Genomic DNA, 26,952 nt, shown 5'->3' on the forward strand with positions numbered 1-26,952 from the left:
TACCGTACAACGGCAACAATATAAAAACACAAAAAACACCATTCCATATACAGAGTTTTAACTGGCACGTAAACAATGTCCGAGGAGTGAAAACTATCAGTAAAGGGGATGCGTAGGCCTTGGCATGCAGTAAACGTTTGCTTAATAGATCAATCAAATTCACTGTATTTGGAAATCATAGTATGTAATTCGATAACTCGATTACTACCAAACCGGTCTTCCCATGAGCTTGTTATCTGAACGGTCTTCAGCGCTCCAGATAAACTGTTCGTCACTGTCCAATTAAGTTGATATTTAACATGCGAATGATCCATACCATCAACAATATCCGTAGCAAAATCCGCAGGCGTTATACTCGATAAAGCGGCAGATGCACCACGAGTTCTAAACCATTCCAGCTTATTTTCAGCCAAATGCAGAGCTTCTACACTATGAATAGCAAAGTCAGATTTTTGCTCAACATACGTTTGTAATTTAATTAGCCCTAGAGAACCAACACCGATCAACAAAAACGAAATAAGCACTTCGATTAGGCTAAAACCTTTCTGTTTACAAATCATTCCATGAACCTTTTTGCCATTGAATTTGCGTAAATTCTTTTCTTGAATTATCGACCACATCTTTATTAAATCTAAAATCCAGTGAATCAAAGAACACAGCGGCTTGGTTCGGTGCATCAAAGTACTGTCCGCCAGATACCGTAAATGCACCGTGTTGATAGTAAGAGGTGATAGTTCGGTAGCTTTCTTCAATAACACTCGGGACATGATTCAGATGAATATTGGCATCATAAGACACCCAATCGGCAGGGGTAGGTGAATAATCAACATTAAGGTGAAATAGTACACCTTTAAGATGATTTGAAGTCGCCCCTGTAGAAGGTTTTCCCATAACAGACATCAGCCCATCATGAATTAAAATTGTAACTCCATTAGTTGAGGCTGTAGCATCAACTAAATCATTGTATTGCGCTTTAGTGATTTCACAGCCTCCTTCAACCCATAAATGATGATTGCCTGCATTAATCAGTGTTGTCAGAACTTGCCCACAATTAGCTAGTATTTTGGGTGTCCCACTCCCATTAATCACCGAAAATGTCCCTTCATCTCTTATATCGTTATGCTTTTCAACTGGAACACCGAAAAAAGACTCAAAAGGTTGTACGCTTGAATCTAAGACAAAATCATTGCCATCTCCATTGGACAAATGATCATTACCTGTAACATTAGAGCAATCAGCCCCTGATGGATTTTGAAAACCGGCATATGGAGGTACACCATGTACCACCCCTTTATTATCCATAGATGAATAGTGATAGCGGCTACGATATCGAAGCGCAACACACTCCCAACCATCACTACTTAAAACACCAGGATCTGGTGTTGAAAATGTGGTACTTGAATGAAAATAAACATCGGCACTCGACTGTATAGCACCAGAACTAAGTGAACCTCCAAATACGATATTTTTCTTCAAATGAGAATGCCCACTCGCAGACGATATTTGATAACCTGTTAGAATTGCATTGAAAACAGGGGTGACTTGATTCTTCATTGAGCACACTGTAATTGTAGGAGGAAGATTCCCTTCATTTTTAAACTGAGTGAAACCACACTCTAGACCACCTTCAGCCTCCCATTGCTGCTTGCGCGCTTCGACCTCATTTTGAGATCTTTTTATTTGATAAAAAACTGAACGATAACTACCAAAAGTCAACATTAACGCCGTAACTAGTAATACACTTGTTGTAAGTAAAACAACCGCACCTTGTTGATTTTTATTCATCGCCAATTCCTATTTTTTACAATCACACTTGATGAATAATTAACGGACGTATCTCCTACTAATTCAGCAGAAATAGTAATGGTTGCCATGCCTGAACTAACACCTTGAGCTTCAACACTTGATTGATTGACATTGAAATCAATCACTCGTATTTGATTCGGCTCAAAAATTGAAGAACATCCACTAGTAGCCGCTGATACCGTTTTTACGATACTGGAGGGACTATCACAAACTTTGACTAAGCCGGAATCAAATACAAAAGCAACATTTCGAATCTCTGATTGATGAGCATATGCAAATGCGACCATTTTGGAGTCTGGTGATATATATAAGGTATTTGTGGCTCCTGATAATTTTAGAGACACACCAGTCCCTCCATCGTAGCCTGCTCGCTGGATATCCTCTTTAAAGTATTGAAGAGTGCCTGAAACTTGTTGTAATAATAGTAATTCTTTACTTCTCTCGGATGCGATGTTTTGTCCCGATATAAATACCGCCCCCACACTTCCAATAACTACAATTCCCAAAATAGAAGAGATCATTAATTCAACTAATGTTGCACCGAATTGCTGCCTCTTAAGTGCAGGTCTGATAACCATAAAAGTCTCCTCCCACACCACAGATTCTCATTCTTCCAGAAGTACTATATGTTATAAGCTTTAAAGGCTTAGAGTTCATATCAAATAAGAGATGCCCATCTTTAGCTTTACCGTTTACTCCACTAAATTTAATTTGTTCAGAACTGTAGTTAACGGTGAAATCTATGTTTCGAAATGAAACTCCTTCCATTGTAAGGATTGCCGTACCGGTATTCGGAACATCGAATTCAGTCAATTCAATTTTCCAATCACCGGTGTCATTTGAGTTACCATTCATTAGAAAATGAGCCCAAAGATCAGTATTTCTCATAACTGCCTCAGATTTCGCCTGCATCATAAAACCATTCAACTCTCCGGCGAGTCGCTGCATCTTTACGGTTTCAGTAACCGAACTAAAACTCGGGGCAGCCGCAGCTATCAGTATCGACAGCACCGATACCGTTACTAACAGCTCTAATAAAGTAAACCCGCGAGTCATTTCCCAAATTCCTATGTAACTCAATGCGCAACTGCATTTAATCTTGCAGCGATGCTACCACCGGAGAAGAATGGGCTGAGCTATGAAAGGAAACTACTCGCGATGATTCGAAAAAATATATGCAACAGCAACAACTTAAGCATGAGAGGGATGACATTGATCGAATTATTGATCGCTGTCGCCATCGTGGGGATACTCGGCGCCATTGCGTATCCAAGTTATACCAACCATGTTATCAAGGCACATCGAGTTACAGCGATGGCCGACTTAACCAAGATGCAACTGGAGATAGAAACTCTATACACAGGGAACTATGCGTCGGCAGCGGAGAATATTATTTCAGGAGGGACATGCTTGTTTTGCGATACCGATACTAGCCGATACACGCTAGCGATCTCTGCGAGTAGCACCACCTATTCAATTCAAGCGGAACCGCTTTCGCAGCAAGTAAATGATGAATGTTTTGACTCGAATACCGATAAGTTGGAATTGCACCACTCGGGCATTTCGGAGCCAGAAACGTGTTGGAAGTAACAAGAGCAACCACCAAAGGGCTCTAGAATTTATCTGATAAATCTCGACTCTTTCTTCTCGAGCTTCTTTTCCCCTGATCTACAGATACAAAAAAGCCTGCTAAACGAGCAGGCTTTTCCAACTTTATCAATAACTTAAATCATTAAAAACTCAAGGCATCAATAACCTAAGACATCAATAAATTGATTACTTAGTTAGGTCATCGAAGAAGTTTTTAACGCCGCTAAAGAAACCTTCAGACTTTGGCTTATGCTTGCTTGCCGCTTCACCACCACAGGTTTCTTCGAATTCACGCAGTAATTCTTTCTGGCGAGCGCTTAGCTTAACTGGAGTCTCAACCACTAGCTTAACGATTAGATCACCCACACCGCCACCACGAACGCCTTTCACGCCCTTGCCACGCATACGGAACATACGGCCCGTTTGTGTCTCTTCTGGTACCTTAAGGTTTACACGACCATCCAGTGTTGGAACTTCAACTTCACCGCCTAGAGCAGCCATAGAGAAGCTTACTGGCACTTCACAGTAAAGGTTGTTGCCGTCACGCTCAAAGATATTGTGCTCTTTTACGTGTACTTGTACGTACAAGTCGCCAGCTGGAGCGCCGTGCTCCCCTGCTTCGCCTTCGCCAGATAGACGAATGCGATCACCAGTATCAACACCTGCTGGGATCTTAACGTTAAGCGTTTTCGTCTTCTGTTTGCGACCTTGACCATGACATGAGTTACATGGGTCTTTGATGATCTTGCCTTTTCCGTTACAAGTAGGACAAGTCTGTTGAACCGCAAAGAAACCTTGGCGCATTTGTACCTGGCCGTGGCCATGACAAGTACCACACGTTTGTGCAGAAGAACCCGCTTTCGCGCCGCTGCCGTCACACGTATCACACTCTACAAGTGTTGGTACTTCGATTTCTTTAGAAACACCACGAACCGCTTCTTCTAGAGAAAGTTCCATGTTGTAACGTAGATCTGAACCACGTTGTGCACGCTGTTGACCGCCACCACGACGACCGCCGCCGAAGATGTCGCCAAATACGTCACCGAAGATATCGCCGAAGTCACCTTGGCCACCGCCGCCGAAACCACCGCCGCCGCCCATGCCACCTTGTTCAAAGGCTGCATGACCGTATTGGTCGTAAGCTGCTTTCTTTTGAGAATCGGTTAGGATCTCGTACGCTACTTTTACTTCTTTAAACTTATCTGCTGCGGTCTCATCACCCTGGTTACGGTCCGGGTGGAATTTCATCGCTAAGCGTTTGTACGCTTTTTTAATATCGCGCTCTGATGCATCGCGGCTTACGCCTAATACTTCGTAAAAATCACGTTTTGACATGTTCTAGGTCACCAAAATAATTGCTACTACCGAATGATCACTTCAGTAGTCTGTGTATCAATCTAGATAAAAGTTCTGCCGGCTGAAATGCCGAATAAAGCTATTATCTAGATCGACAAGTCTAAATACAAATTTACGGACGTGAGAGTTACCTCTGACGCCCGCAATAATAAGTCTTTGAGACAAATTTCTAAGCAGATAGCTTGAGTCCTAAGTGGAAGCGCGGAGCCTACGTTAGTAGGTGGACACTTCCGATAACGAAATCAGGCTACTCTGCGACGAAATTATTTTTTGTCTTCTTTAACTTCTTCAAACTCAGCGTCTACAACATCGTCGTCTTGCTTAGGTTGTTCACCAGCGTCAGCACCAGCTTGTTCAGCTTGAGCTTTCTGTTGAGCAATTTCCATTAGCTTTTGAGCTGCTTGCATAAGTTCTTGAACTTTAGCGTCGATAGCTTCTTTATCGTTACCAGACTTAACTTCTTCTAGTGCAGTGATAGCCGCTTCGATTTTAGCTTTCTCGTCTGCAGGTAGAGCTTCACCAGCTTCTTCTACTTGCTTCTTAGTGCCGTGAATCATTTGGTCAGCTTGGTTACGTGCAGTTACTAGCTCTTCGAACTTTTTGTCCGCTTCTTTGTTAGCTTCTGCTTCTTGTACCATTGCTTCGATCTCTTCCTCAGACAGGCCGCCTGATGCTTGGATAGTGATCTTCTGCTCTTTACCTGTTGCTTTATCTTTAGCAGATACGTTCAGGATACCATCAGCATCTAGGTCGAATGTTACTTCGATTTGTGGCATGCCACGTGGTGCTGGTTGGATACCTTCTAGGTTGAACTGACCAAGAGACTTGTTGTAAGTCGCTTGCTTACGCTCACCTTGAAGAACGTGGATAGTTACTGCGTTTTGGTTGTCTTCAGCTGTAGAGAACACTTGATCCGCTTTAGTAGGGATAGTTGTGTTTTTCTCGATAAGCTTAGTCATCACGCCGCCCATCGTTTCGATACCGAAAGATAGAGGAGTAACGTCTAGTAGTAGAACGTCTTTAACGTCACCTGCTAGTACACCACCTTGAACAGCAGCACCCATTGCAACAGCTTCGTCAGGGTTCACGTCTTTACGTGGCTCTTTACCGAAGAATTCAGTTACTTTAGCTTGAACCATAGGCATACGAGTTTGACCACCAACTAGGATAACGTCAGTGATTTCGCCTACCGATAGGTCAGCATCCGCTAGAGCAACTTTTAGTGGCTCAAGAGAACGTTGAACTAGGTCTTCAACTAGAGACTCAAGCTTCGCACGAGTCACTTTGATGTTCATGTGCTTAGGACCAGTCGCATCAGCAGTAACGTAAGGTAGGTTTACGTCAGTTTGAGTAGTAGAAGAAAGCTCGATTTTCGCTTTTTCTGCTGCTTCTTTAACACGCTGCATTGCTAGTGGATCAGCTTTAAGGTCGATACCTTGCTCTTTCTTGAACTCATCTACTAGGTAGTTGATCATGCGGTTATCGAAATCTTCACCACCAAGGTGAGTGTCACCGTTAGTTGAAAGAACTTCGAAAGTCTTCTCGCCTTCTACTTCATCGATTTCGATGATAGAGATATCGAATGTACCACCACCAAGGTCGTATACAGCGATAGTGCGATCACCACCTTGCTTGTCTAGGCCGTAAGCTAGAGCAGCAGCAGTTGGTTCGTTGATGATACGTTTAACATCTAGACCAGCGATACGGCCAGCATCTTTCGTTGCTTGACGTTGAGCATCGTTGAAGTAAGCAGGAACAGTTACTACTGCGCCAGTTACTTCTTCGCCTAGGAAGTCTTCAGCTGTTTTCTTCATTTTCTTAAGAACTTCAGCAGATACTTGAGGAGCAGCCATTTTTTGGCCTTGCGCTTCTACCCATGCATCACCGTTGTCAGCCTTAACAATGTTGAAAGGCATGATTTCGATATCGCGTTGAACTTCTTCATCTTCAAAACGACGACCGATTAGACGCTTGATAGCGAACAGTGTGTTTTGAGGGTTAGTAACAGCTTGACGTTTTGCAGGTTGACCAACTAGCGTTTCGCCTTCTGTGTATGCGATTACTGATGCTGTTGTGCGTTCGCCTTCAGCATTTTCAATTACGCGTGGTTTGTCGCCGTCAAGAACAGCAACACAAGAGTTAGTAGTACCTAAATCAATACCAATGATTTTACCCATCAGGCCATCTCCGAATATATATTATTTAGTTTTTTGCTATACCCACATATGTGGGGGTGGTAATCAGGGAATCAACCCTAAGACACAAAATTAAAGTGCAAATGTAATTTGCTTTCGTATGCACCATAGATAAGGGCTGCAAACTGGTTTTCAAGGGAATAAGTAAAAAAAATCTATTTTTTCCCGTATCTTTTTACATAAAGGTAAAAAGTGACCGATCCCTTGCCAATTAAGGCTCCAATGTTGAGAAACTCTCGCATTTGTCGCCACATTGAAACCTCAACCCTATTCCAGATGCCATAAAAAAAGACCTTCATGTGGAAGGTCTTTTTCAAATAGATATTAATCAGTTAAATATTGTTCAAATGGTGACTGATTCAGCCATATTATTGGTTGAGCACTAACTGGTAGAAGCTCGCTTGAGTGTAATCACCCGCTTCCATACCACGCCATTCACAGGCTGAGCTCGACTTCTTAGTGTTGCATTGATTGTATGCGCCCGCCTTGAAGTACATCCAGTCCTGTCCATAACCAAGGTCGATATCATGCCCCTGATACTTACCCTTGGCCAAATCAACATCATACGTCTTCACAATAGGATCGGCTGAGTTTGGATTCTTAGTAAAGGTTAAGTGCATGATGTTATCTTTGATATTCACATCGTATGAGAACACTTCACCTAGCTTGATGCCATCAGCAGGGTCCGAGCTGCCTTTTTTCAGATTGTATTGACCAAATACATCATGGCGAATGTCTTTACGAAGTTTCTTTCCGTTTTCATCCTTCGCGTTTTTCATCTCTGTCGGCGGGTTTAACTCATAGTTCCACGTTAACGAACCATGCTCATGTTCTGGCAACTTGCGGTAAACAATTTTCAGAGGTTCATTATCCGACCCATGGATTTGACCAATAACCACAGAGAATGCACCGGTTTTCTTATAGTTACCGCTGGTGCTCACCTGATCAACAGAAAGTGTTGCCGTCATCTGGCCACCGATAGAGCCAAACTCTTCCGCGTTCTTATGGCTTGAAATCGCGAAGTTGTTGCTCGGCGCAGAGTAGCTATCCGCTAGCATCGCTCTTAGCTCACTACGCGTGTTTTTACTGTTTGGCGTCGTTGGAGCTGTATTCGGAGCCACAAACACCATCGCACCAGACTCGGCATCCGTGTAGAACCATTTAGGGTGAACGTAAGGCGTGTCTACATTCGACAGTTCCTTTTTACCAATCTCCAGCGTTTTACCTTTTCTAGACCCTTCAGTCGTCAGCTCCGGTAAGTTAATTTTCCATTTAGATAAATCGAAGTTTTGTGCTGGTGCTTTTGCAGGGTCAAGATTGAACTGTTGACCAATATCGTGATTAGAAGCAAGAGCGGGAGCGGCTAAAAGGCTGGCAGTCAGTAGGCTAAGGTAAGACAGCTTCATTATTGGGTTTCCTTTATGTCGTCATAATGTAGGTTGTCAGAACAATATAATAATATTGTATTATTATATGTGATCTATATTAAAGATTGAAAACTGATGACCCATTCAGCGCGAGTAAAAAGAAAAAATGAGACTTCGCACCAACATAGCCCCCTCTTTTAACTCAGCAGCAGACAGCCCAAAGTACCCAACAGCAGAAATAAAAAAGCCCCGCTCTCATTGAGCGGGGCTTCTAATTATCGAATCTTAATTAAGAATTATGCTTCTGCTTTCTTTAGCTCAGCTTCTTCGTTAGCTTCAACGCCGATTTCGTTTTCAGATTTCGCTACGATAGTGTTAACCGCAGTATCACCAACAACGTTAGAAGAAGTACAGAACATGTCACAGATACGGTCAACAGCAGCAACAATCGCTAGACCTTCTGGTGGTAAACCTAGTTGGTGCAATAGAACACCGACCATCACAACACCGCCACCAGGAACACCACCAGCACCGATAGACAGTAGCAGGATAGTTAGACCAAGAGTGAAGATATCAGCAGTGTTGATTGGCTGACCAAATGCGTTTGCTACGAACATAGTTGCTAGTGCGATGTAGATAGATACACCAGACATGTTCATGGTTGCACCTAGTGGTACACCGAAACCTGCTACTGACTTAGATACGTTTAGTTTGTCAGTAAGAGTACGCATTGTTACTGGGATTGTTGCATTCGAACTTGCTGTAGATAGTGAGAATAGAACTTGCTCACGAGTTGCACGTAGGAACTGCTTTGGAGAAATACCAGTGAACGAACCAACCATCATTGGGTAGAAGAAGAAAATCCAGAACACAAGCATTGCAACCACAAGCGCCACATAGCCAGCCACTGACATTAGCGTGTCTGCATCCAGTGTTGCGCCCAGTTGAATCATCAGAGCAAATACACCGTAAGGCGCCAAGCTCATTACTAGGCCGATAAGCTTCATCATGATTTCGTTAGCCATCTTGAATGTCTTGATAGCTGGGCCACCACGAGAATCAAGCGCTTGAATAGCAAGACCTGTCAAAATTGCCATGAAGATGATTTGTAGCATGTCGCCGCTTGCGAACGCTTCTACAGGGTTGCTAGGAACGATGTTAACAACAAGAGAGAAGATATCTGGTGTTTCAGTTGTTGTAAGCGCAATTGTCTCAGAAACCGTACCCGCAAGGTTCGCACCTGCACCTGGTTGGAAAATAAGACCAATCGTTAGCGCTGCTGAAATCGCGATGATGGTGTTAATAATGTAAAGACCAAAGGTTTTACCACCAAGACGACCGAATGAACGAATATCTTTTAGCTCAACGATACCGCAAACAATAGATACGTATACAAGAGGTACTACAAGCAACTTGATAAGTGATACGAACATACCACCAGCACCTTCAGCTGCGCCGAGTAGGTACGTATCAAAAATAGCAATGCCGCTGAATAGGTACTGAATAGCAGTACCAATAATAAGGCCGGCAAACAAGCCTACAAAAATCTTACTTGAGAGCGATTTATCCATCGTTCTTCTCCAGTTTGTTGTGTTTAAAAATTGTACTTTTATAGTTATATATGCGACCCAAATCGCTATATTGCAGTGGATTTTACATACAAAGGTAACAATTAAAAGCATTTATTTACAAAAACATTACAAATGTGACATCAAAACATTTCTTCATTAACAACCAGTTTCATAATATAAAACTCTAAATTACTGTTCTGGATAAAATAAAAAGAACGACATTCTTAATGCGATTTTGGTGACTATTCACGTGGACTCTCAAGTTACAGGCATAAAAAAAGAGAGGCATATGCCTCTCTTTTCATTTCACGTTAACCAGTGAATTGTTTTGTCGCCGCTATTGTCTTACTTCACAACTGCAATAATCAACTGCTTAGCAAGCGGCCACTCAATTACTTAGCAACCATTACCATTGCAGGGCGAATAACACGGCCGTTAAGCTCGTAGCCTTTCTGCATAACAAACATCACAGTGTTTGACTCGTGGTCTGGGCTTTCTTGAATAGACATGGCTTGGTGGAATTCAGGGTTGAATGCTTCACCTTCAGGGTTGATCTCTGTAAGACCAAATTTAGCCACTGTATCTACGAACGTTTTGTGAGTTAGCTCAACACCTTCAAGAATCGGCTTAACCGCTTCGTTCTCAGCATCTGCAGCTTGTACTGCACGCTCTAGGTTATCGATAACAGGTAGTAGGCCTTCAGCGAATTTGTTTAGCGCGTATTTACGTGCTTTATCCACTTCTTGCTCAGTACGACGACGCATATTCTCAACTTCAGCCTTTGCGCGAAGAACAGAATCTTGCTGCTCTTTCACTTTAGACTCACTAGAAAGCAGTGCGGCTTCTAGTTGAGCAATTTTTGATTCCTGCTCATCAGCCGCGTCTTCATTCAGTTCAGCTTCTTCAACTTTCTCAGCTTCAGCAATGATCTGATCTAGTTCTTCTTCGGTTACTTTGTTTTCTTCGTTGCTCATGATATCTCCAGAATTCGTTTTCAATGCCAGTGACAGGCGTGTTTGCGCCTCAAATTGATATAAAACACTCGCATAGACGTTCAACTTGCCTTTATTATGGGGATGAAGAATTTTGATTCAAGCCTAATTCGTTTGGAAACGTTATGAAAAAGCCATTTGAAGTCATCGCCATTATCGGTAAACCTCGAGATCAGCAAGCAATTCAGACTCATAGAGAGCTCTATCAGTGGTTAAGTGCTGAGGGTTATCAAGTGTTTGTTGATGACAGACTCGCCACTATTTTAGACGACATCCCAAAAGAACATTTTTCTAGCCTGATTGAGTTAGGTAAACGCGCCGATCTCGCCATTGTGGTCGGTGGTGACGGAAACATGCTCGGTGCCGCTAGAATCTTGTCACGTTTCGACATTTCAGTGATTGGTGTTAACCGAGGTAATCTTGGTTTCCTAACCGATCTCAACCCTGAAAACTTCCAGAGCGCGTTGACTGATGTTCTCAAAGGCGAGTTCATGGAAGAAGAGCGCTTCTTACTTGAAACGGAAATTCATCGTCACGGCCAGATAAAAAGCCACAATGCGGCACTTAATGAGGCAGTACTGCACCCCGGACAAGTGGCGCACATGATCGAGTTCGAAGTGTATATCGATGATAGCTTCGCCTTCTCACAGCGCTCTGATGGCTTAATCGTCTCAACACCGACAGGTTCTACCGCCTACTCGCTTTCCGGCGGCGGCCCTATCCTGTCATCAAGCCTAAATGCTATCTCACTCGTGCCAATGTTCCCGCATACCCTTTCAAGCCGCCCACTGGTGGTGGATGGAAAGCGTCGTATTAAGCTTATCGTATCGCCTGATAACCGTGGAACTCAGGAGGTGAGCTGCGATGGTCAAATCTCACTGCCTGTTTCTCCTGGTGATGAGATCCACATTTACCAAAGCCCGAATGTACTTAAGTTGATCCATCCTAAAGACTACAACTACTACCATGTTCTACGTAACAAACTAGGTTGGTCGAGTAAGCTGTTCTAAAAGAATAAACGCTCCAGTGGTAACCGAAAATTTGAAAGGCTGACGACATTCGTCAGCCTTTTTATTGCCAGTAAAAGCCCGTCGGCTCTAGCTTCTCTGCAGTTCCTTATACCTCCACTCCCAAGAGGGAGGAACGACTGAGTTGGGAATCTATAGCGGTTTCAGTGATCTACGAACAACCTCAATTCTGATAACGGTCGCAAAAAATTTTCACCTGTCGACTTTACTGTATAAAGAAACAGTATATACTGAGCTTATATACAGTATTGTTCAGTTATACAGGTAAATAAAAATGCTGGCTCATTTAAGTGTTAATAATTTCGCTATTGTTAAGTCTTTACAGCTAGAACTATCTAAAGGCATGACAACAATCACCGGTGAAACGGGTGCGGGTAAATCTATCGCTATCGATGCTTTAGGCTTATGTCTTGGGGGAAGATCCGATGCAGGAATGGTTCGACAAGGTGAAGAAAAAACCGAAGTCAGTGCCGCTTTTTTACTTGAGAACAATCTGCATGCAACCCGCTGGTTAGAAGACAACGAATTGCTTGATGGCAGTGAGTGCATCCTGCGCAGAACCATCTCAAAAGAAGGTCGTTCTCGTGCATTCATCAACGGTAGCCCTGTCCCTCTTTCGCAATTGAAATCACTTGGACAACTGTTGATCAACATCCATGGTCAACACGCGCATCACCAGTTGATGAAAAGCGATTATCAAATGGCCATGCTTGATCAATACGCAGGCCACTTGAACCTATTGAAATCGACACGTAATGCTTACCAAGCATGGCGACAAGCGGATAACCACTTAAAAGAGTTACGTGAGAATAGCCAGCAAAACCAAGCTCAAAAACAACTTCTTGAATACCAAATCAAAGAGTTAAATGAGCTGTCTATTGGGGAGGAAGAATATGAAGACCTCGAACAAGAGCATAAGCGCCTCTCCAATAGCGGAGAACTGGCCACAACCTGTCAGCAAGCTATCGAGCTTATTTATGAAGGCGAAGAAGTTAATGCGCTTGGTATTCTGCAATCGGCCAATAACTCCTTAATTCAGTTAGCTGAGCTAGATGAAAGATTGGCCGAGTTACCGAACTTGCTTTCTGAAGCCATTATTCAGATCGAAGAGACCAACAACGAGTTAAGAACCTACCTAGACAGCATTGATGTTGATCCCGGTCGTATGGCTTACGTTGAGGAGCGTTTCTCTAAAGTGATGTCGATGTCTCGTAAACACCACGTGTTACCTGAAGAGCTGTATAAGCACCATCAAGACTTACTACAACAAGTTGAAGCGCTTGATTGCTCTGATGAAAAATTGGAAGAACTGGCCAACGAGGTAGAAAACCAATACCAATCGTTCGTTGCTAAATCAGAGAAGCTTCATAAATCTCGAACTCGTTACGCAAAAGAGCTCAACAAGCTGATCACGCAAAGCATGCACGAACTGAGCATGGAAAAAGCGCAGTTTGCCATTGAAGTGAACAACACCAACACACACCCTTCTCCATTGGGTATGGATAACGTGACCTTCATTGTTTCGACCAACCCAGGCCAACCAATGCAGCCGATTGCGAAAGTAGCCTCTGGTGGTGAGTTATCACGAATTTCATTAGCGATTCAGGTGATCACAGCGCAAAAAGTGGATACACCAAGCCTGATTTTCGATGAAGTCGATGTGGGTATCAGTGGACCAACCGCTGCGGTTGTCGGAAAAATGCTACGTAAGCTGGGCGAATCGACACAAGTTATGTGTGTGACTCACTTACCTCAAGTTGCCGGTTGCGGTCACCAACAGCTATTTGTTGCGAAGAACACGAAATCGGGAAAAACAGAGACCCAAATGCACACGCTTGATGAACAACAACGCGTTTCAGAGCTTGCTCGACTGCTTGGTGGCAGCCAAATTACCGAATCGACGCTTGCCAATGCAAAAGAGTTATTAATCGCAGCTTAGGTTACATATTCGGCAACTTTCTGATAATTTACCGAAAATTCTTGGCAATTTTGCAACTTAATTCAAAATTGCCAGTCATAACAAGCTCAAAGCGCAAGGAGCTTTTTACTTCTTGCTGGAGCTTGTTTATTATCAGGCAGTATTTTAGCGAAGAAAGATCTCAAACTATGCGAATTAAAAAGTGGTTAGTTGCAGTTCCACTTGCACTAACAATGTTGACCGGTTGCTCTCTACTAGAGAAGTTGGTTTATCGAATTGACATCAATCAGGGTAACTATGTTGAACAAGAAGCTGTCGATCAGCTCAAGTTTGGCATGACAAAAACACAAGTTCGTTACGTTATGGGCTCACCAATGCTTATCGAAAACGGCTACCCAGATACGTGGTATTACATTTACCACCACCAAAAAGGCCATGAAGACCCTATTCAGAAAAACCTAGTCGTTAACTTTGATGCCACAGGTAGTCTAGTAACGATCAACGGTGATTTTGAAGCCAGTGATGAGTTCTTCGAAAGCCTTCGCTAGCTTTCAACCAACAAAGCTTTCCAGTCAACAAAGCTCTTAGTCGACAAAGCAAGAATCGCAAAAGCCTGCTCACGAGCAGGCTTTTTAATATCCGTTAACAAATTAAGTGCGTTGTCTAACCAACAAGCACAAAAAAGCTCGCCAACATAGCGAGCTCTCTTCTTAGTCAAACTTGTTTGGCATTACGATTTAGCAGCGGCCGCTTTTGCTTGTTCAGCACGCTTACGGCGAATCTCTTTTGGATCGGCTAACAGTGCTCGGTAGATTTCGATACGGTCTTTATCACGAACCGTCGCATCTAGTTTAACGTTGCGGCTGAATACGCCAACCTTATTTTTCGCTAAGTCGATTTCTGGATACAGTTCCAAAACACCAGACTGCGCAATAATCTCTTCCACAGTCGCGTTTTTGTTCACCACCAAGGTAAACACACGCTGCTCGTGCGGAAGCGCAAACACAACCTCTACGTGGATCATATCCGATTCAATAGTCATGGCTTAATAAACCTGTTTCGCGCGTTGAGTAAAAGCACTGACCATATTGCTCGTCAGCTCATTGAAAACCTTACCAAATGCCATTTCAATCATTCGGCTAGAAAATTCAAACTCCAACTTAAGCTCAACCTTACACGCTTGCTCATCGAGCGGAGTAAAATACCAACCGCCCTGCAATTTTTTGAACGGGCCGTCCACCAGCTCCATCAAGATCTCAGCACCATCAGCTAAGCGGTTCGATGTGGTAAATGTTTTGCTAATACCGGCTTTAGAGACATCAACCGAAGCCACCATAGTTGAATCTGAAGATTCGATCACACGTGAACCAGAACACCCTGGCAAAAACTCGTGATAACGAGCAACATCATTGACCAAGCTGAACATCTGGTCGGCACTAAACGACACTAATGCTGAACGAGTAACCTTTGGCATATAGACTCCTGTTAAAGACAGCGTTACATTAACACAAACTGCAATTTTAATTGTATTGGGCCAGAGCGCAAATAAAAAGGATTCCCCAACTAGGGTGCAATCCGTATAATGAGGCCATTATGGCAAAGAATAAATCAAAATCAAAAGCCGGTAGCAATACCATTGCGCTTAATAAGAAAGCTCGCCACGAATATTTCATCGATGATGAGATAGAAGCGGGGCTTGAGCTACAAGGCTGGGAAGTAAAATCCCTACGTGAAGGCAAAACCAATATCGCAGAAAGCTACGTCTACATCCGAGACGGCGAAGCATTCATCAGTGGTATGACGATCACTCCGCTCACTCAGGCGAGTACTCATATCGTGGCGAACCCAACACGTATCCGTAAACTACTTATGTCGAGAAAAGAGCTCGACAACCTTATCGGTCGTATTAACCGTGAAGGCATGACACTTGTCGCAACCGCACTTTACTGGTCTCGCTCTTGGGCGAAGATTAAAGTTGGTGTAGCGAAAGGTAAAAAGCTGCACGATAAACGTACTGATATGAAAGAAAAAGATTGGGCGAGAGATAAAGCACGAATTATGAAGAGTAATTTGCGTTAATTTTAAGCACTTAAACGCACAGTGCTAGACAGGCAATGCTTTTCTGGTACTATGCAAATAACACTTGGGGCTGATTTAGGATTCGACAGGAATTTTGAAGTCTGAGGTGCATGCCGTGGGGCGGTTGGCCACGTTAAAAGCCGCAAAAAAATAGTCGCAAACGACGAAAACTACGCACTAGCAGCTTAATAACCTGCTCAGAGCTCTCTTACCCTAGCTTCCGCTCGTAAGACGGGGACCAATAAGAGATCAAACCCAAACTAGCTAGCGCGGATTCTCCCACCTGAGAGGAAAAGCGCGAATAACAATTCAGGTTAGCCTTTAACTAGCGTGTCGGTTCGCAGGTTGCTGGTGAAATTAAAGATCGACTAAGCATGTAGTACCAATGATGAATGATTTTTGGACGCGGGTTCAACTCTACCATCAAGTCTTAATTTTAGTGTCTTTTTATGAAAAGCCTTACTGAGTAAGGGTTCAACGACAGTTTATCTGGTAATCGTATTTTTCATAAAACATTGCATAAATTCTTGGTTATGATTATATTATTCATAACTTTAGTAAGCGAATAAGTCGTTTTATGAACCTCAGATTCATAAAATGCACCGTATAAATTGCGAATCGATTTATACACAACGGGGGTGATTTAGGATTCGACAGGAATTTTGAAGTCTGAGGTGCATGCCGTGGGGCGGTTGGCCACGTTAAAAGCCGCAAAAAAATAGTCGCAAACGACGAAAACTACGCACTAGCAGCTTAATAACCTGCTGAGAGCCTCTTTGCCCTAGCTTCCGCTTGTAAGACGGGGAACAACAAAGAGTCAAACCCAAACGAGCTAGATCGGATTCTCCCGCCTGAGAGATGAAGTTCGAAATATAATTCAGGATAGTCATTTACTAGCGTGTCGGTTCGCAGGTACTTGGTGAATTTAAAGATCGACTAAGCATGTAGTACCAATGATGAATGATTTTTGGACGGGGGTTCAACTCCCCCCACCTCCACATTCGAGAAGCCGTATATTCAGTGAATATACGGCTTTTCTTTTATCTAGAACTTTAGTTTTCTAAACCTTTAGTCGCTTATTGAATCGACCAAGATTTCTTACACACTTTTTCAGTTCTCTTCCAATACTTGCATTAAAAATGTATGAAGAATCGATGACGATAACTATCGGCTGAAAATCTAGCTACAACACAATGGCGCACTTCTATGTTAGAAAGTGCCACGGTAAAAAATTCAATCTGAGAAGCCTCTGGACAGAAATCATTTAGGGTCGATGGTCTAAATAACCCTCAATTCATTACTTTATGTATTCTGAACCAGCCAAGCCCACACTACATGTGAAAATCAGTAATGAATAAATACTAATAGGCAAGGTTCTATGTTTTGCCTTATTCTATTTAAGCTGCATCCCCCCTTCAGACAACAGTTCCGATATTTCCCCTCTACAGACGACGTAAAAAATAGCGCATTCTAGCATTGAGGCTATCTCTTTTACTCAAAGAATCAACTCCTTGATTCAATATGAGTCGGACTGACATCTATTCCAACACGACATGATGATCACGACTCGCATTACAAGCCAGCGTTACGCTGCGTGCTATTAACTCCCCTAAAGAGTCTAATTGTAAGGGCTTTGTTATTACTCCATTGGCACCAGCGTCCACGAATGCTATGGCTGTATCTTTGGTAACATCAGCGGTACATCCAAGAATAATACCCTGAAAAGCATGCTCATTTCGTATTAATTTTGTCGCTTCTATGCCCCCCATTTGTGGCATTTGATGATCCATCAAGATTACGTCAAAAGAACATTCGCGCACCCTTTTAACAGCTTCTATACCATTAGATGCAATATAGGTAGTAAACCCTAACTTTTGACACAATCGTTGAGCAACAAGCTGATTAACACGGTTATCCTCAACGATAAGGACTGACTTACCGGAAAAGTCTTTTTCGCCTGAGAGCGTTCTTTGATCTCGGAGGGTGGTTACTCTTGGGCTTATCACCTTTGCCACAAAGCAGCTTCCTGAACCTAACTCACTTGTAACAGTAATATCCCCCCCCATTGATAAGCATATTTTTTTCACGATGGATAAACCTAACCCTGTACCTCCAAAATCGTGCATCGTTCTAACATCTGCTTGTTCGAACGCATTAAAAATGCCTTTTAAACGATGGGATGGTATGCCAATTCCGGTATCAGATACCTGAATACAAAGCTCATTTTTATCACTTTCATATTTTAAAACAACCTTAACCTGTCCATCAGAGGTGAACTTGATGGCATTACCCACTAAATTGTAAATAACTTGACGTATACGAGTTTTATCACCGACTAAAATTAGATCTTCAGGCAAGCTATTGGTGTCGAATATAAGCTGAAGTTTTTTTTCAGAAGCCTGTGGTTGAAAAGAATTTTTTATAGGGACCAATAGTTTGCTTAGCTCAAATTCTTCCTGAACAAAAACTAAACTTCCTTGTTCTAGATTTGAAAAATCAAGAATTTCGTTTATCACCACCATTAGGTGTTCACCTGACTCCAATAGCGTATCTAAGTGCGTCTGAATACTTGGATCTTTATTATCCGATATGAGTAACTGTGTCATTCCTATAACACCATTCATTGGAGTTCTTATCTCATGACTCATTGTTGCTAAAAACATAGACTTAGCTAAGTTGGCTTCCTCTGCCTTATTTACAGCTACCTGTAATGCTAGCTTGGTCTTCTTCAACTCTATAATGTAATGATTGAGATAAAGAAAAACGGCAGAGAATATTAAAATAATGAATAGTATTAAAGTATAGACGGCTGCTTTACTGGTTAAGAAGATGTTATCCATCAAACGTTCATGAACATGTTCCGCTGCTTCATCCATCTCTTCTGAAAACACCTGCCTCTCTAATTCGATTAATGAAACCTCTGGTACTATCTGTTGTTTTGCTTTAAGCATTTTATCAAGCAATACCAACTGTTTATCCGCAGTTTTTACGTACTCCTCAACTACAGAAGGGAGGGGATTTCCTACCCAAATCATTTGAGGAAATCTAACGTTAATGTCGTTGCTAGCTTCTTTTAAAGTGTTTAACTCAGAGGTTAGCTTTTGTATTTCAGAAAGTAGTTTATTTATCTTGTGGTCACCATCTTCTCTCTGAGTTAAATGTATATAGCTTCTCATGTGGACAAGGCTTGCAGAATGAGCAACGATTGAGCTTTCAGTGGCCTCTAGAAGGGAGTTTTGAGTTTTAAATGAAAAGAAAAAACTGAGAGTTATGCCTATTGCTAGCGCAATTAAAGCTTCCATAACATTGAACTTTTGTGAGTATTTATAATTCACTTGAGTCCTCCAGATGAAATTCATGGATAACAGGTATAAAGCTTTCTTTTTCAATATAATAAAAAAAGCAAGCAACCATCAATAACCAAACAATTAATGTTACCCATACCAATACGTTTGTTTTATTCACCTTCCAGCACCTCTTTTTCTCATATGCATAAAGTTTAGAAGAGGATAGCTTTAGTGGCTACTCAAGTTTCGTGACATAAGTCACCGGAGATAAAATGCTATATATGAGATACTTAGTTTTAAAAAGGGTAAAAAACCTAAAAGAGGTACAGCGAAAAGTTGAAGTTTAAAAATTGCTCCAACTACGTAGTAACACATCTCGGAGCACAAATGTTTAAAATAGTTGGAGTAATTCGCTTTTTCCCGAAGCGACCTTACCGATATAGAAAATCATTTTTGCTGCATGAGTCTTGTTGTCGGTACATGAGCATGATTTGGGTAAATTCCGGTTGTCTACGAACGTGAATGTCATAACCGAAAGTGATAATGGGGCAGATCTGCGTTACGTTGATCACATACGTTGATCTACACCGCCAGCACGAAGCTGGACAAAAGCACGTTAGAGTATTGGTCCTAACATGCGAGATTGGGATTAGACAAAGTATCTTGAACCCTTAAACGTTTGTTTGCTGCAAACTCTACAGTTAAAGGTCAAACTCTATATTGTAGAGTTTGAACACATTAACCAATGGCTCTTCCCACCCAAGACTCTCTTTCAAAGACTCTACAATTGGCCTCACTTGTTCTGTTGAGACGTTGATTTCAATTTTAAGTAACTTGTAGTTTTCGACCTTACCTTTAGAACCAAATACTGGATTTGAGCCCTCTAATGCTCGATGAGATCCTGTGACCGAACCAATCGCCCAGCAATGGTCGTAATTGCCAATTTTATCGACTCCAGATTCATGTAGTACATTTTGTACTAACATCTGCTGATCTGGATTACAGAATATTTCTAGTTTATACATTTTCGATAATACTCGTTATATACTGATTGCAGCTAACGCTTTCTATACGGCGATTGTCCGTATTCCATGGCGAAATAATGCCTTCTTTCTTTTTAATCTTCAACGATAAATCAATAAGATAGCAACCATTAAAAGGGTTGGGGCACACAGCACCGTTTAGTTTTGACAATTACTAGTTTCAGATAACTTTTAGTAGGGGAAACGCATATCTCTAGATTCTGTAAAGCACTTGAGCTAAGTTGTTTCGGGGCAAAGGTGAGACAGTATGGAACTGGTAGAACTGCCTTACTCAACTTTCAGTATAAAGCTCGACAGTGTTTTCTAAAATTTCTTTATTGGTATGCTCAACGTGCACAAACTCAATACGATCAAATGGTGTTGAGTACAGACCGGATTCTCCTGTTGTCGCAAGGATTAACATCATGGGTATCTGCGAGATTACATGCCAACGTGATAGAGCGTCTTCGAATGATATATAGCACTGTTGGTCTTTACGGAGTGATAAAGTGATCTACTAAATGGCACCTGAAGGTGTTTGAGAGCCCAAAAACACAATCAAATCAAACTGAATATTCACGAGATAAGGACTCCTAGCCAATATCTGTTCAACATTGTCAGTTTGAAAAATCGAGCAGATCTCATCTTTCGTGTAAATAAATTGTCCTGTGCGGCGGTAACGCATTTCAAGGAGCATTCTCATGCACCCCCCCCCTATCGCTAATGATCTATCATATTTTACATGTGAATTTCGGTATTAAAGAACACCTAAACCTGTACTTTTTTTCTTCCAATAGTGCAACTCAGTGAAAATGTATTGAATCAGTCCAAACAAAAGAAGAGGTAGGAACAACTGAGTGCAGCTGTGAGGTGAGGTTGCAAAATAGATAAGTTGTAATCAGCCTAATCCAACTAATATCCATTCCAAGATTAGTCAAAGGATGGAACATTCTTGGGGAGGAGTTTAGGAAGCCTAGATTTGTCAATTAGGCTAGCTTTGTGAGCCATATAGAAGGCCTCCCTTCGTGACTATAAAAATAGTTTATATACAGAACTACTCATTGCCAAAGGTACCACTGATTTCGAGAAACACCTTCAGTGAGCTGATGCTTGGTTGCTCATCTAGCTTTGTCACAACATAAAAATTTTCATTTTATACTTATAAAGACAGAATATGCTTTTTCGGCTGCACAACTTTGCTTTTTCCCGTTTAGTGTCTAACATTGATTTTGGATGACATACACGGGACTGCTGGCGGTTCCACCTAGGTCGTAAAATTCACAATCTAATACTTGATAATTCATTAGTTGAAATGACCAATGCGCTTTAGTTCGCCAGCCGAAAGCGTTAAGTCTTCAGGAAATGAGTTATGTATTTAAATAGAACTTCTTTTAAAATTATCCTCGATTCATTCTCTAAAGCATTAGAGAATGAAGTTAAGACATCTTATCTTGAACTACCTCCATGTAAAAAAGGTCCTCAAGAACTCAGGTTTGGCAATCGAAAAAATTTAGCTTGCTGTGTTTTTTTTGGTCAAACAAGATCTGAGATAGAACAGTTTTTTCAAAAAAATCCCAATGGTTTCATTGGTGTGAATTTTGATGTACTTGAAGATGGCAGTCTATGCATCTTAAATAGAGCTTTTCAACAGCTCCGTCATGTACAGCTAGATAGTCACTCATACCTTGGAAAGGAAGTACTAGTTCCTTTAGATCCTTGTCAGATTCAAAGCATAATTTATCAGACACTATGCCCGATAATTACTAAACTAGACCCTTTTTTTGCTTTGGTTGAGTTCGAGTCTAGATTAGGTTCCAAGATAAAGGTTTATGGATTCGGAAAGTGGTTTGCCGATGGGGATAGAATAAAAAACAAAAATGCACGTTCTTCTGGGCTCAGAATTGAAAACAAAAATTTAGCTTACACAGGTCACTACACACCCGTTTCATCCCATCATTGCTTATACCAGCTCTCATTTTTCACACCAGCAACTCACAATCTATTACGTGAAATTTTACATATGCTGATCTCAGAAGCACAGTCCAATCCCATTCCACTGGAACGCAAACTTAATCAAGCAGAACTCGCTGAGATGTCATGTAGGTTTGTTGTATCCAAGCTAGGGTTCCTAAAAGACGAGTTTATTGACCAGATCAAAGACCGTTTCTCAGAGTGTATAGATCCCCCTTATTATTCAGTAGAAGCAGAAGCTCTTAGTTATTTCGAAAGCATCAGTATTCCGATGGGAATAACGCTACTCGACGAGTGTTCGCTTAGCTCAACAGCTGAGTGGATCCTAAGCAATTTGGCACAGACACGCATGCCTGAATATACCTTTCCAGCGTGCAGCACCTTTGGACACAACTTTTGCACTAACATAAAACAATATTTAGATGATAGTTATGACGACGACGCTAGATGTAGTCTCGATTCCATCATGAACTACTTTGAAATTTCTTTCGATCACGAAATTTTAAAAACTGAAGAGGAATTCTCATGAGACACCATAAGCCCAATATTGGTTGGATTACATTACGTGTTAGTTCGGATGACCATGGCACACACTATAGAATATTCGGGTTATGGAGTAGTGGGCAATGGCGATTGAGCAGTGGCGCAGATAGTATTAATACAATCGAGTATATCAGTGAAGAGTCTATCTCTTGGCCTCAGCGTTCTTCAATCTATGAACTAGATTTAAACCTAGAAGGGAATATTCCGGTTAGTGATAAGGTGCTCCTAGATAAGATCATCACTTCCGCTCCGTCACATTACTGCGTGGAAATTGTTACGCTGAAACAACTTGAGATATAGAGCTTCCCACATAATAACAGCAGGCAAAAAAGGCAAGTTAATCATAATGTTGTCCCTTTGGGTAAGAAGTGGTAAATCATTTACCACTTCTTACCCAAACTCTTCTCTTCGCTTTCGAAAACATTAAAATATTTAGTAATTGAGTCAATTGAATTACTAATACCAAATCAAAGCCAAATAGGCGAGCATTGAGACTCTGTCTTTTTGTGATGGTGATTAAAGGTAGAATAAAGAATGTTAGAAAACCTCAACAGGCTAGCGCTGGTAAGGGCATTGGTGCAGCAGTTGGAGGCGTAACATACTCAACTGCTGCTAAGATAGCAGCTGAGGGTATATACGAACTTGGTGAGTTTTATTTACGAGACCGCAGTAGAGTTAGTTGAGGAATTTTAGTGGACAAATGGATCATCGTTTTGGCTGGGTACCGTTCTTTTTACTAGTGGCTTTGTAGCTACTTTGGGTATTCCCGTATATGTTCTTGATGCTTCGCTCGGGGCTTGGTGATGCAAAATATATAGCCAAGCTAGACAAGGGCTTTGAGGAATCGAAAATCACCGACTCACAATTCTTTGGTCGCGGATACTTCATTTCCTATTCAATGAAGTATCCGAGACTTAAGGGCGAGAACAAACTTACTTCTCGTAAAGAGCACCTGACTATGTTAGTAAGCTCTGCCTTTGCCTACTCATCTGCGACTCTTTTTGTTTTGGGGATAGGGTTTAAGATCTGCAATTCTGTACCTATATCACTAAATACAGATTTTTCTGGATAGCATGAATTGGTATGCTAAATATGTACAAGTCAGCTACACGAATAAGTGTTGGACACTTTGCAAATAAACTGTTACCAAAATAGCTCTCATGATAGCTTCATGTGAGCTAAACACTCTTTGGACAGTTTCGTTTTAGAACTAGTGCTCCACAGTGTATCTGTTAGATTAGGAAAAGTAGGTTGATCCTTTGGGCGTTTGTTAAAAATACGCTAGGTTAGGTGTCTAACATATCCCATTCGTCGCCAAGAACCCAACGTAAGGCTGATAATTTGCCATTTATCATCCCCCACTCAAAGTCTGACCACGGACCTGTGTCTTCATACTTACTTTCGACTTTTTGTGCAGATTTAATTGCCCCCTCTAGGATATGTTCATGTATGACAGCACTTCCGTACCGTTCGGTACCCTCCGGCACAACTTCAATTTCACCATGTTCGATCTGCCACATCCTATTCTGGTGTCTGTTGTACCAAACTTTATCCACCAACTCGTCCATTACATCAAGAATTTCTCGTAAGCCACGAGTTTCTTCAGTGTAATCGTACTCAAACTCGATCTCAGCCAACACATCCTCATCAATGATGTTCAAAGCTGATGCAAGATTATTGAAATAATGAACATTTTCACGATTAAAAATATCGTCGAAGTCTTCATGTGGTTTTCTATGGTCTTTGGCTGAAAAATCATTGTGATTGTGAGTGATAAAGAAGCAGCTATCAGTAGCATCAACATCAAGCGAAAACTCATAAAACTGCTCGATAATAACAGCGTCTGCAACCGAGTTTTTACTGATATGAAATGGGGCTTTTTTATCCAAGCCACGTTGAACCGCTGCAACTTTTGAACGCTCACTAATATTAATTAGATCCGCAGACTGGATTAGCTTTTCGACTCTGTTGATTGTGCTGTAATTGGCATCTGTTAATAAAGGCAATCGTGCATTTATGTCATTTAGCACTTCGAGCGTTTGCTCTTGGTTTGCGCTAGCGAACTCACTTACCACAGCTTTTACTTGTTTAAACTCTTGAGACAATCGTCTTGCAGTCTTGTTTGCAACATCTTCTTTATTTCTCTCGTATTCTTCTGCAACCAAATCTGTAACAACCAGTTTCACCACATCGGTTTCGACTAGCTCTTCCAAAGCTGAAACCAAAGCAAGATCTTGCTTTTTCGTTGAAATATCAAGGAATACGCAAGTATCAAGACATATATAATTCATATAACCTCAAATGATAAACTTTTTTAGTAGAGTTAACGCCTCAATCAGAGGCAATAAAATAGTTGGCTAAAATTAGCGACGAAGGAGCAAAATCCAGCTATTTTTTTGTACTTTGAATGACTTGTTAGTTGCCAAACTCTTGCTCAGCCTGATTATAGTTATCATACAATTTTTTAACTCTATCAGTGAGTTGCATTCCTCCCTTGGTGGATCTATCAGTCCAATAATGCCCTTCAAGCTCATACACGGGTGAACCATGAATTTCTAATGCAAACGACCCATGGTGAATTTCACTTCGTTTCCCTTGTAACTCTATTTTGGGTTCGTTTCGATAAACTCCAACAAGCTTGAATAAATCGTCATCTTCTTGTTGTTCAATACTATGAGCGACTAAAACAGATCGAGACTCTTTAGTCATTAAACGTACGCTTAGAAAAGTCAAAGTTTGTCTAACAACGGCGTAACCGTAAATAGGAGGTGTTTCCTCTCCTGTTTCGGGATTTATCCAACTGCTTTTCAACTCTACTTTCCACGTGCCCCTAATATCTGGCCGTTTTACATACCAGCCCTTAAAGATTTTCCATGACCACATGTACTTATTAAAAAGGGTAACAAAAAGCGCAATTACGCCGACAACCGTGCCGAAAGGTTTTAGAAAATCAACATTTAGTACTGGCATGCCTTGAAACCAAAGAGCCAATAGCCAGACAATTATGGTGAGACCTAAAAATGACGAAATATGAAGTCTAGTTAGCATTATTCATACCCCACATAATCCCATGCATCACTTATAAACTGATGAGCTCCTTGACGAGTCCAAGGCTGCGAAGAGCGGAATAGATATTTTAGTTCACTAACTTCACCCCACTCACTACATTTTTGATCATTCATAGTATTATTGAATAGTTCAGCAAGAACAGCTCTAACCATTGGCTTGAAAGATTGGTAGCCAAAACATTCATTTGATGCGTTAAACACCAAACATTCAACTAAAAAACTTGGCGTATCTTCAGCAGATTTTATTTTTTTACTTGCCATTTCATTGCAAAGGGTTTTGAGTATTCTTACGACTCGCTTGTATCTTCTAGATGTAGCATCATTCTTTGCCACTCCATTTTGATAATGCTGTTCAGGCCAATTTCTCACTCTAGGAGGAGTGTAATCATCAGGAATCATTTCAACTCCTGATAAGTAATGAGTTACAGATGTATACCTGCGATGTTCGAAAAATGCTGCTACGTCTGACTCAACTCTATACGTATTCTCTTTGATATCGAATGATTTGCTTCCTCTTGATACAGCTTCTCTACCAAACCTAGCAACAAGAGCTTCTTCAAGCTCATTCTTGAATAATGCATAAGTATAAACGCCGTCACTAAAACTCTTATTTAATTGGGCTTTAACATTATCATCGGGGTATACAGGGAAAAATGTATCAAAACAAACAACACCAATATCAACATCGCTATCTTTTCTAACATTTACACGATTTCGATAAGAGCCTTGTGTAAAAACTTTAATATTTCGATTTCTTAACTTTTCACTATCATGAATTGCTTGTCTAATTTGGCGCTCCGCATTCTCCGCTCGCTCCTGTTCTGTTTTGCTTGGCCCTTGCGACCAAGTTGTAAAAACAGATTCCCAATCCCTGTTCATAAATACTCCATACTACGATGATTTGGTAACTAACAGTGCCTTTTCTGCAGGCGATGTATTTATAAAATTTTCATAAAATACAGAGGCCATAGAAGTAACATATTGTTCTATATGTGTATTACATCCTTCCACTCACAAATTGCAGAACATGACTGTATAATCACAATTGCTCAACTAGGCTCATAATCTGTTATTAGTATATGTAGGTCAAGAATTGACATGAGAAAGTGGTCAGCAATCCTGAGCTAAACAATTTTGGGGCAGATCCGAGCTAGGAGGC

The 26,952-nt window shown here is 41.4% G+C and carries 24 protein-coding genes and 2 other RNA genes; 9 read left to right on the forward strand and 17 right to left on the reverse strand.

The genetic code is table 11. The features are described 5' to 3' along the window. Positions 1–149 precede the first annotated feature (149 nt). Genes AB6E51_RS10035 through AB6E51_RS10050 form a run of 4 tightly spaced genes read right to left on the reverse strand, consistent with a single transcriptional unit; the run spans position 150 to position 2,862 of the window. Positions 150–560 carry a prepilin-type N-terminal cleavage/methylation domain-containing protein gene (locus AB6E51_RS10035; protein WP_017087723.1) on the reverse strand — a complete coding sequence of 137 codons (411 nt, stop codon included), beginning with the start codon at positions 558–560 and terminating at the stop codon, positions 150–152. Further along, a complete protein-coding gene (locus AB6E51_RS10040; protein ID WP_372058896.1) occupies positions 550–1,785 on the reverse strand; it encodes a hypothetical protein in 1,236 nt (411 codons plus the stop codon). Before AB6E51_RS10040 ends, AB6E51_RS10035 begins: the two co-directional genes overlap by 11 nt. After that, on the reverse strand, positions 1,782–2,384 hold the full coding sequence (locus AB6E51_RS10045) for a PilW family protein (RefSeq protein ID WP_372054415.1): 603 nt from the start codon (positions 2,382–2,384) through the stop codon (positions 1,782–1,784). Before AB6E51_RS10045 ends, AB6E51_RS10040 begins: the two co-directional genes overlap by 4 nt. Beyond that, complete coding sequence (locus AB6E51_RS10050; RefSeq protein ID WP_372058895.1) at positions 2,362–2,862, reverse strand: Tfp pilus assembly protein FimT/FimU; 501 nt, start codon at positions 2,860–2,862, stop codon at positions 2,362–2,364. Before AB6E51_RS10050 ends, AB6E51_RS10045 begins: the two co-directional genes overlap by 23 nt. Before the next feature lie 102 nt (positions 2,863–2,964). On the opposite strand from AB6E51_RS10050, the gene AB6E51_RS10055 reads away from it, so the two are divergent. Continuing rightward, entirely contained in the window at positions 2,965–3,396 is a 432-nt protein-coding gene (locus AB6E51_RS10055) for a type IV pilin protein (protein WP_372058894.1), read from the forward strand. 186 nt (positions 3,397–3,582) lie between these two features. On the opposite strand, the gene dnaJ is transcribed toward AB6E51_RS10055, so the two are convergent. From dnaJ to grpE, 5 genes are all read right to left on the reverse strand, one after another. Continuing rightward, positions 3,583–4,731, reverse strand: a complete 1,149-nt coding sequence (gene dnaJ, locus AB6E51_RS10060) for a molecular chaperone DnaJ (protein ID WP_017068546.1) — start codon at positions 4,729–4,731, stop codon at positions 3,583–3,585. Positions 4,732–5,015: 284 nt separating this feature from the next. Beyond that, positions 5,016–6,929: a molecular chaperone DnaK gene (dnaK, locus tag AB6E51_RS10065; protein WP_017067645.1), complete on the reverse strand. Its 1,914-nt coding sequence runs from the start codon at positions 6,927–6,929 to the stop codon at positions 5,016–5,018. Positions 6,930–7,315: 386 nt separating this feature from the next. Beyond that, positions 7,316–8,353, reverse strand: a complete 1,038-nt coding sequence (locus tag AB6E51_RS10070) for a polysaccharide lyase family 7 protein (protein ID WP_017059866.1) — start codon at positions 8,351–8,353, stop codon at positions 7,316–7,318. Between the two features lie 257 nt (positions 8,354–8,610). After that, complete coding sequence (locus AB6E51_RS10075; protein WP_017062791.1) at positions 8,611–9,885, reverse strand: dicarboxylate/amino acid:cation symporter; 1,275 nt, start codon at positions 9,883–9,885, stop codon at positions 8,611–8,613. A gap of 392 nt (positions 9,886–10,277) precedes the next feature. After that, positions 10,278–10,859, reverse strand: coding sequence for a nucleotide exchange factor GrpE (grpE, locus tag AB6E51_RS10080; RefSeq protein WP_017059864.1), 582 nt, complete (start codon positions 10,857–10,859; stop codon positions 10,278–10,280). 143 nt (positions 10,860–11,002) lie between these two features. Between grpE and nadK the strand changes: the two genes are divergently transcribed. From nadK to bamE, 3 genes are all read left to right on the forward strand, one after another. Next, positions 11,003–11,887, forward strand: a complete 885-nt coding sequence (gene nadK, locus AB6E51_RS10085; protein ID WP_017066747.1) for an NAD(+) kinase — start codon at positions 11,003–11,005, stop codon at positions 11,885–11,887. 292 nt (positions 11,888–12,179) lie between these two features. Continuing rightward, positions 12,180–13,844 (forward strand): DNA repair protein RecN, encoded by a 1,665-nt coding sequence (recN, locus tag AB6E51_RS10090; protein ID WP_017059862.1) that lies wholly within the window; start codon positions 12,180–12,182, stop codon positions 13,842–13,844. Between the two features lie 167 nt (positions 13,845–14,011). Next, entirely contained in the window at positions 14,012–14,371 is a 360-nt protein-coding gene (gene bamE / locus AB6E51_RS10095; RefSeq protein ID WP_372058892.1) for an outer membrane protein assembly factor BamE, read from the forward strand. Here the strand turns inward: bamE and AB6E51_RS10100 are convergent. From AB6E51_RS10100 to AB6E51_RS10110, 3 genes are read right to left on the reverse strand one after another with little or no spacing between them, the layout of a single operon-like run. Continuing rightward, on the reverse strand, positions 14,368–14,541 hold the full coding sequence (locus AB6E51_RS10100) for a hypothetical protein (RefSeq protein WP_372058891.1): 174 nt from the start codon (positions 14,539–14,541) through the stop codon (positions 14,368–14,370). The genes bamE and AB6E51_RS10100 overlap by 4 nt on opposite strands. A 12-nt stretch (positions 14,542–14,553) precedes the next feature. Beyond that, positions 14,554–14,865, reverse strand: coding sequence for an RnfH family protein (locus AB6E51_RS10105; protein WP_004735158.1), 312 nt, complete (start codon positions 14,863–14,865; stop codon positions 14,554–14,556). A 3-nt stretch (positions 14,866–14,868) separates the two neighbouring features. Then, positions 14,869–15,297, reverse strand: coding sequence for an SRPBCC family protein (locus tag AB6E51_RS10110; RefSeq protein WP_004735157.1), 429 nt, complete (start codon positions 15,295–15,297; stop codon positions 14,869–14,871). Positions 15,298–15,416: 119 nt separating this feature from the next. Here AB6E51_RS10110 and smpB point away from each other — a divergent pair, with 119 nt between their 5' ends. The 3 genes from smpB (at position 15,417) to ssrA (AB6E51_RS10125) (ending at position 16,903) form a co-directional block, all read left to right on the forward strand. Continuing rightward, positions 15,417–15,902: an SsrA-binding protein SmpB gene (gene smpB, locus AB6E51_RS10115; RefSeq protein WP_004735156.1), complete on the forward strand. Its 486-nt coding sequence runs from the start codon at positions 15,417–15,419 to the stop codon at positions 15,900–15,902. A gap of 66 nt (positions 15,903–15,968) precedes the next feature. Further along, positions 15,969–16,325, forward strand: a transfer-messenger RNA (tmRNA) gene (ssrA, locus tag AB6E51_RS10120). A 211-nt stretch (positions 16,326–16,536) separates the two neighbouring features. Further along, positions 16,537–16,903: a transfer-messenger RNA gene (gene ssrA / locus AB6E51_RS10125) on the forward strand. Positions 16,904–17,440: 537 nt separating this feature from the next. On the opposite strand, the gene AB6E51_RS10130 is transcribed toward ssrA (AB6E51_RS10125), so the two are convergent. Both AB6E51_RS10130 and AB6E51_RS10135 read right to left on the reverse strand, forming a co-directional pair. Then, positions 17,441–19,261 (reverse strand): ATP-binding protein, encoded by a 1,821-nt coding sequence (locus AB6E51_RS10130; protein ID WP_004735155.1) that lies wholly within the window; start codon positions 19,259–19,261, stop codon positions 17,441–17,443. Between the two features lie 629 nt (positions 19,262–19,890). Next, positions 19,891–20,214 (reverse strand): hypothetical protein, encoded by a 324-nt coding sequence (locus AB6E51_RS10135; RefSeq protein ID WP_004735154.1) that lies wholly within the window; start codon positions 20,212–20,214, stop codon positions 19,891–19,893. Positions 20,215–21,580: 1,366 nt separating this feature from the next. Here AB6E51_RS10135 and AB6E51_RS10140 point away from each other — a divergent pair. Both AB6E51_RS10140 and AB6E51_RS10145 read left to right on the forward strand, forming a co-directional pair. Continuing rightward, complete coding sequence (locus AB6E51_RS10140; protein ID WP_004735151.1) at positions 21,581–22,711, forward strand: hypothetical protein; 1,131 nt, start codon at positions 21,581–21,583, stop codon at positions 22,709–22,711. After that, a complete protein-coding gene (locus AB6E51_RS10145) occupies positions 22,708–23,025 on the forward strand; it encodes a hypothetical protein (RefSeq protein WP_004735150.1) in 318 nt (105 codons plus the stop codon). Before AB6E51_RS10140 ends, AB6E51_RS10145 begins: the two co-directional genes overlap by 4 nt. Before the next feature lie 986 nt (positions 23,026–24,011). Here AB6E51_RS10145 and AB6E51_RS10150 read toward each other — a convergent pair. The 3 genes from AB6E51_RS10150 to AB6E51_RS10160 all read right to left on the reverse strand — a co-directional run bounded on the left by AB6E51_RS10150 (position 24,012) and on the right by AB6E51_RS10160 (position 26,672). Next, positions 24,012–25,016: a PIN domain-containing protein gene (locus AB6E51_RS10150; RefSeq protein WP_004735147.1), complete on the reverse strand. Its 1,005-nt coding sequence runs from the start codon at positions 25,014–25,016 to the stop codon at positions 24,012–24,014. 124 nt (positions 25,017–25,140) lie between these two features. Next, positions 25,141–25,773 (reverse strand): hypothetical protein, encoded by a 633-nt coding sequence (locus tag AB6E51_RS10155; protein WP_004735146.1) that lies wholly within the window; start codon positions 25,771–25,773, stop codon positions 25,141–25,143. Then, complete coding sequence (locus AB6E51_RS10160) at positions 25,773–26,672, reverse strand: nucleotidyltransferase (protein WP_004735145.1); 900 nt, start codon at positions 26,670–26,672, stop codon at positions 25,773–25,775. The genes AB6E51_RS10155 and AB6E51_RS10160 overlap by 1 nt, the downstream gene beginning before the upstream one ends. Positions 26,673–26,952 lie beyond the last annotated feature (280 nt).

Source organism: Vibrio sp. 10N.247.311.47, assembly GCF_041467535.1.
GTDB lineage: Bacteria > Pseudomonadota > Gammaproteobacteria > Enterobacterales > Vibrionaceae > Vibrio > Vibrio crassostreae_C.

Bases quoted from the DNA above. Each gene is read 5' to 3' on its own strand.
- AB6E51_RS10035 (WP_017087723.1), bottom strand. From the start codon at position 560: ATGATTTGTAAACAGAAAGGTTTTAGCCTAATCGAAGTGCTTATTTCG.
- AB6E51_RS10040 (WP_372058896.1), bottom strand. From the start codon at position 1,785: ATGAATAAAAATCAACAAGGTGCGGTTGTTTTACTTACAACAAGTGTA.
- AB6E51_RS10045 (WP_372054415.1), bottom strand. From the start codon at position 2,384: ATGGTTATCAGACCTGCACTTAAGAGGCAGCAATTCGGTGCAACATTA.
- AB6E51_RS10050 (WP_372058895.1), bottom strand. From the start codon at position 2,862: ATGACTCGCGGGTTTACTTTATTAGAGCTGTTAGTAACGGTATCGGTG.
- AB6E51_RS10055 (WP_372058894.1), top strand. From the start codon at position 2,965: ATGATTCGAAAAAATATATGCAACAGCAACAACTTAAGCATGAGAGGG.
- dnaJ (WP_017068546.1), bottom strand. From the start codon at position 4,731: ATGTCAAAACGTGATTTTTACGAAGTATTAGGCGTAAGCCGCGATGCA.
- dnaK (WP_017067645.1), bottom strand. From the start codon at position 6,929: ATGGGTAAAATCATTGGTATTGATTTAGGTACTACTAACTCTTGTGTT.
- AB6E51_RS10070 (WP_017059866.1), bottom strand. From the start codon at position 8,353: ATGAAGCTGTCTTACCTTAGCCTACTGACTGCCAGCCTTTTAGCCGCT.
- AB6E51_RS10075 (WP_017062791.1), bottom strand. From the start codon at position 9,885: ATGGATAAATCGCTCTCAAGTAAGATTTTTGTAGGCTTGTTTGCCGGC.
- grpE (WP_017059864.1), bottom strand. From the start codon at position 10,859: ATGAGCAACGAAGAAAACAAAGTAACCGAAGAAGAACTAGATCAGATC.
- nadK (WP_017066747.1), top strand. From the start codon at position 11,003: ATGAAAAAGCCATTTGAAGTCATCGCCATTATCGGTAAACCTCGAGAT.
- recN (WP_017059862.1), top strand. From the start codon at position 12,180: ATGCTGGCTCATTTAAGTGTTAATAATTTCGCTATTGTTAAGTCTTTA.
- bamE (WP_372058892.1), top strand. From the start codon at position 14,012: ATGCGAATTAAAAAGTGGTTAGTTGCAGTTCCACTTGCACTAACAATG.
- AB6E51_RS10105 (WP_004735158.1), bottom strand. From the start codon at position 14,865: ATGACTATTGAATCGGATATGATCCACGTAGAGGTTGTGTTTGCGCTT.
- AB6E51_RS10110 (WP_004735157.1), bottom strand. From the start codon at position 15,297: ATGCCAAAGGTTACTCGTTCAGCATTAGTGTCGTTTAGTGCCGACCAG.
- smpB (WP_004735156.1), top strand. From the start codon at position 15,417: ATGGCAAAGAATAAATCAAAATCAAAAGCCGGTAGCAATACCATTGCG.
- AB6E51_RS10130 (WP_004735155.1), bottom strand. From the start codon at position 19,261: ATGAATTTCATCTGGAGGACTCAAGTGAATTATAAATACTCACAAAAG.
- AB6E51_RS10135 (WP_004735154.1), bottom strand. From the start codon at position 20,214: ATGTATAAACTAGAAATATTCTGTAATCCAGATCAGCAGATGTTAGTA.
- AB6E51_RS10140 (WP_004735151.1), top strand. From the start codon at position 21,581: ATGTATTTAAATAGAACTTCTTTTAAAATTATCCTCGATTCATTCTCT.
- AB6E51_RS10145 (WP_004735150.1), top strand. From the start codon at position 22,708: ATGAGACACCATAAGCCCAATATTGGTTGGATTACATTACGTGTTAGT.
- AB6E51_RS10150 (WP_004735147.1), bottom strand. From the start codon at position 25,016: ATGAATTATATATGTCTTGATACTTGCGTATTCCTTGATATTTCAACG.
- AB6E51_RS10155 (WP_004735146.1), bottom strand. From the start codon at position 25,773: ATGCTAACTAGACTTCATATTTCGTCATTTTTAGGTCTCACCATAATT.
- AB6E51_RS10160 (WP_004735145.1), bottom strand. From the start codon at position 26,672: ATGAACAGGGATTGGGAATCTGTTTTTACAACTTGGTCGCAAGGGCCA.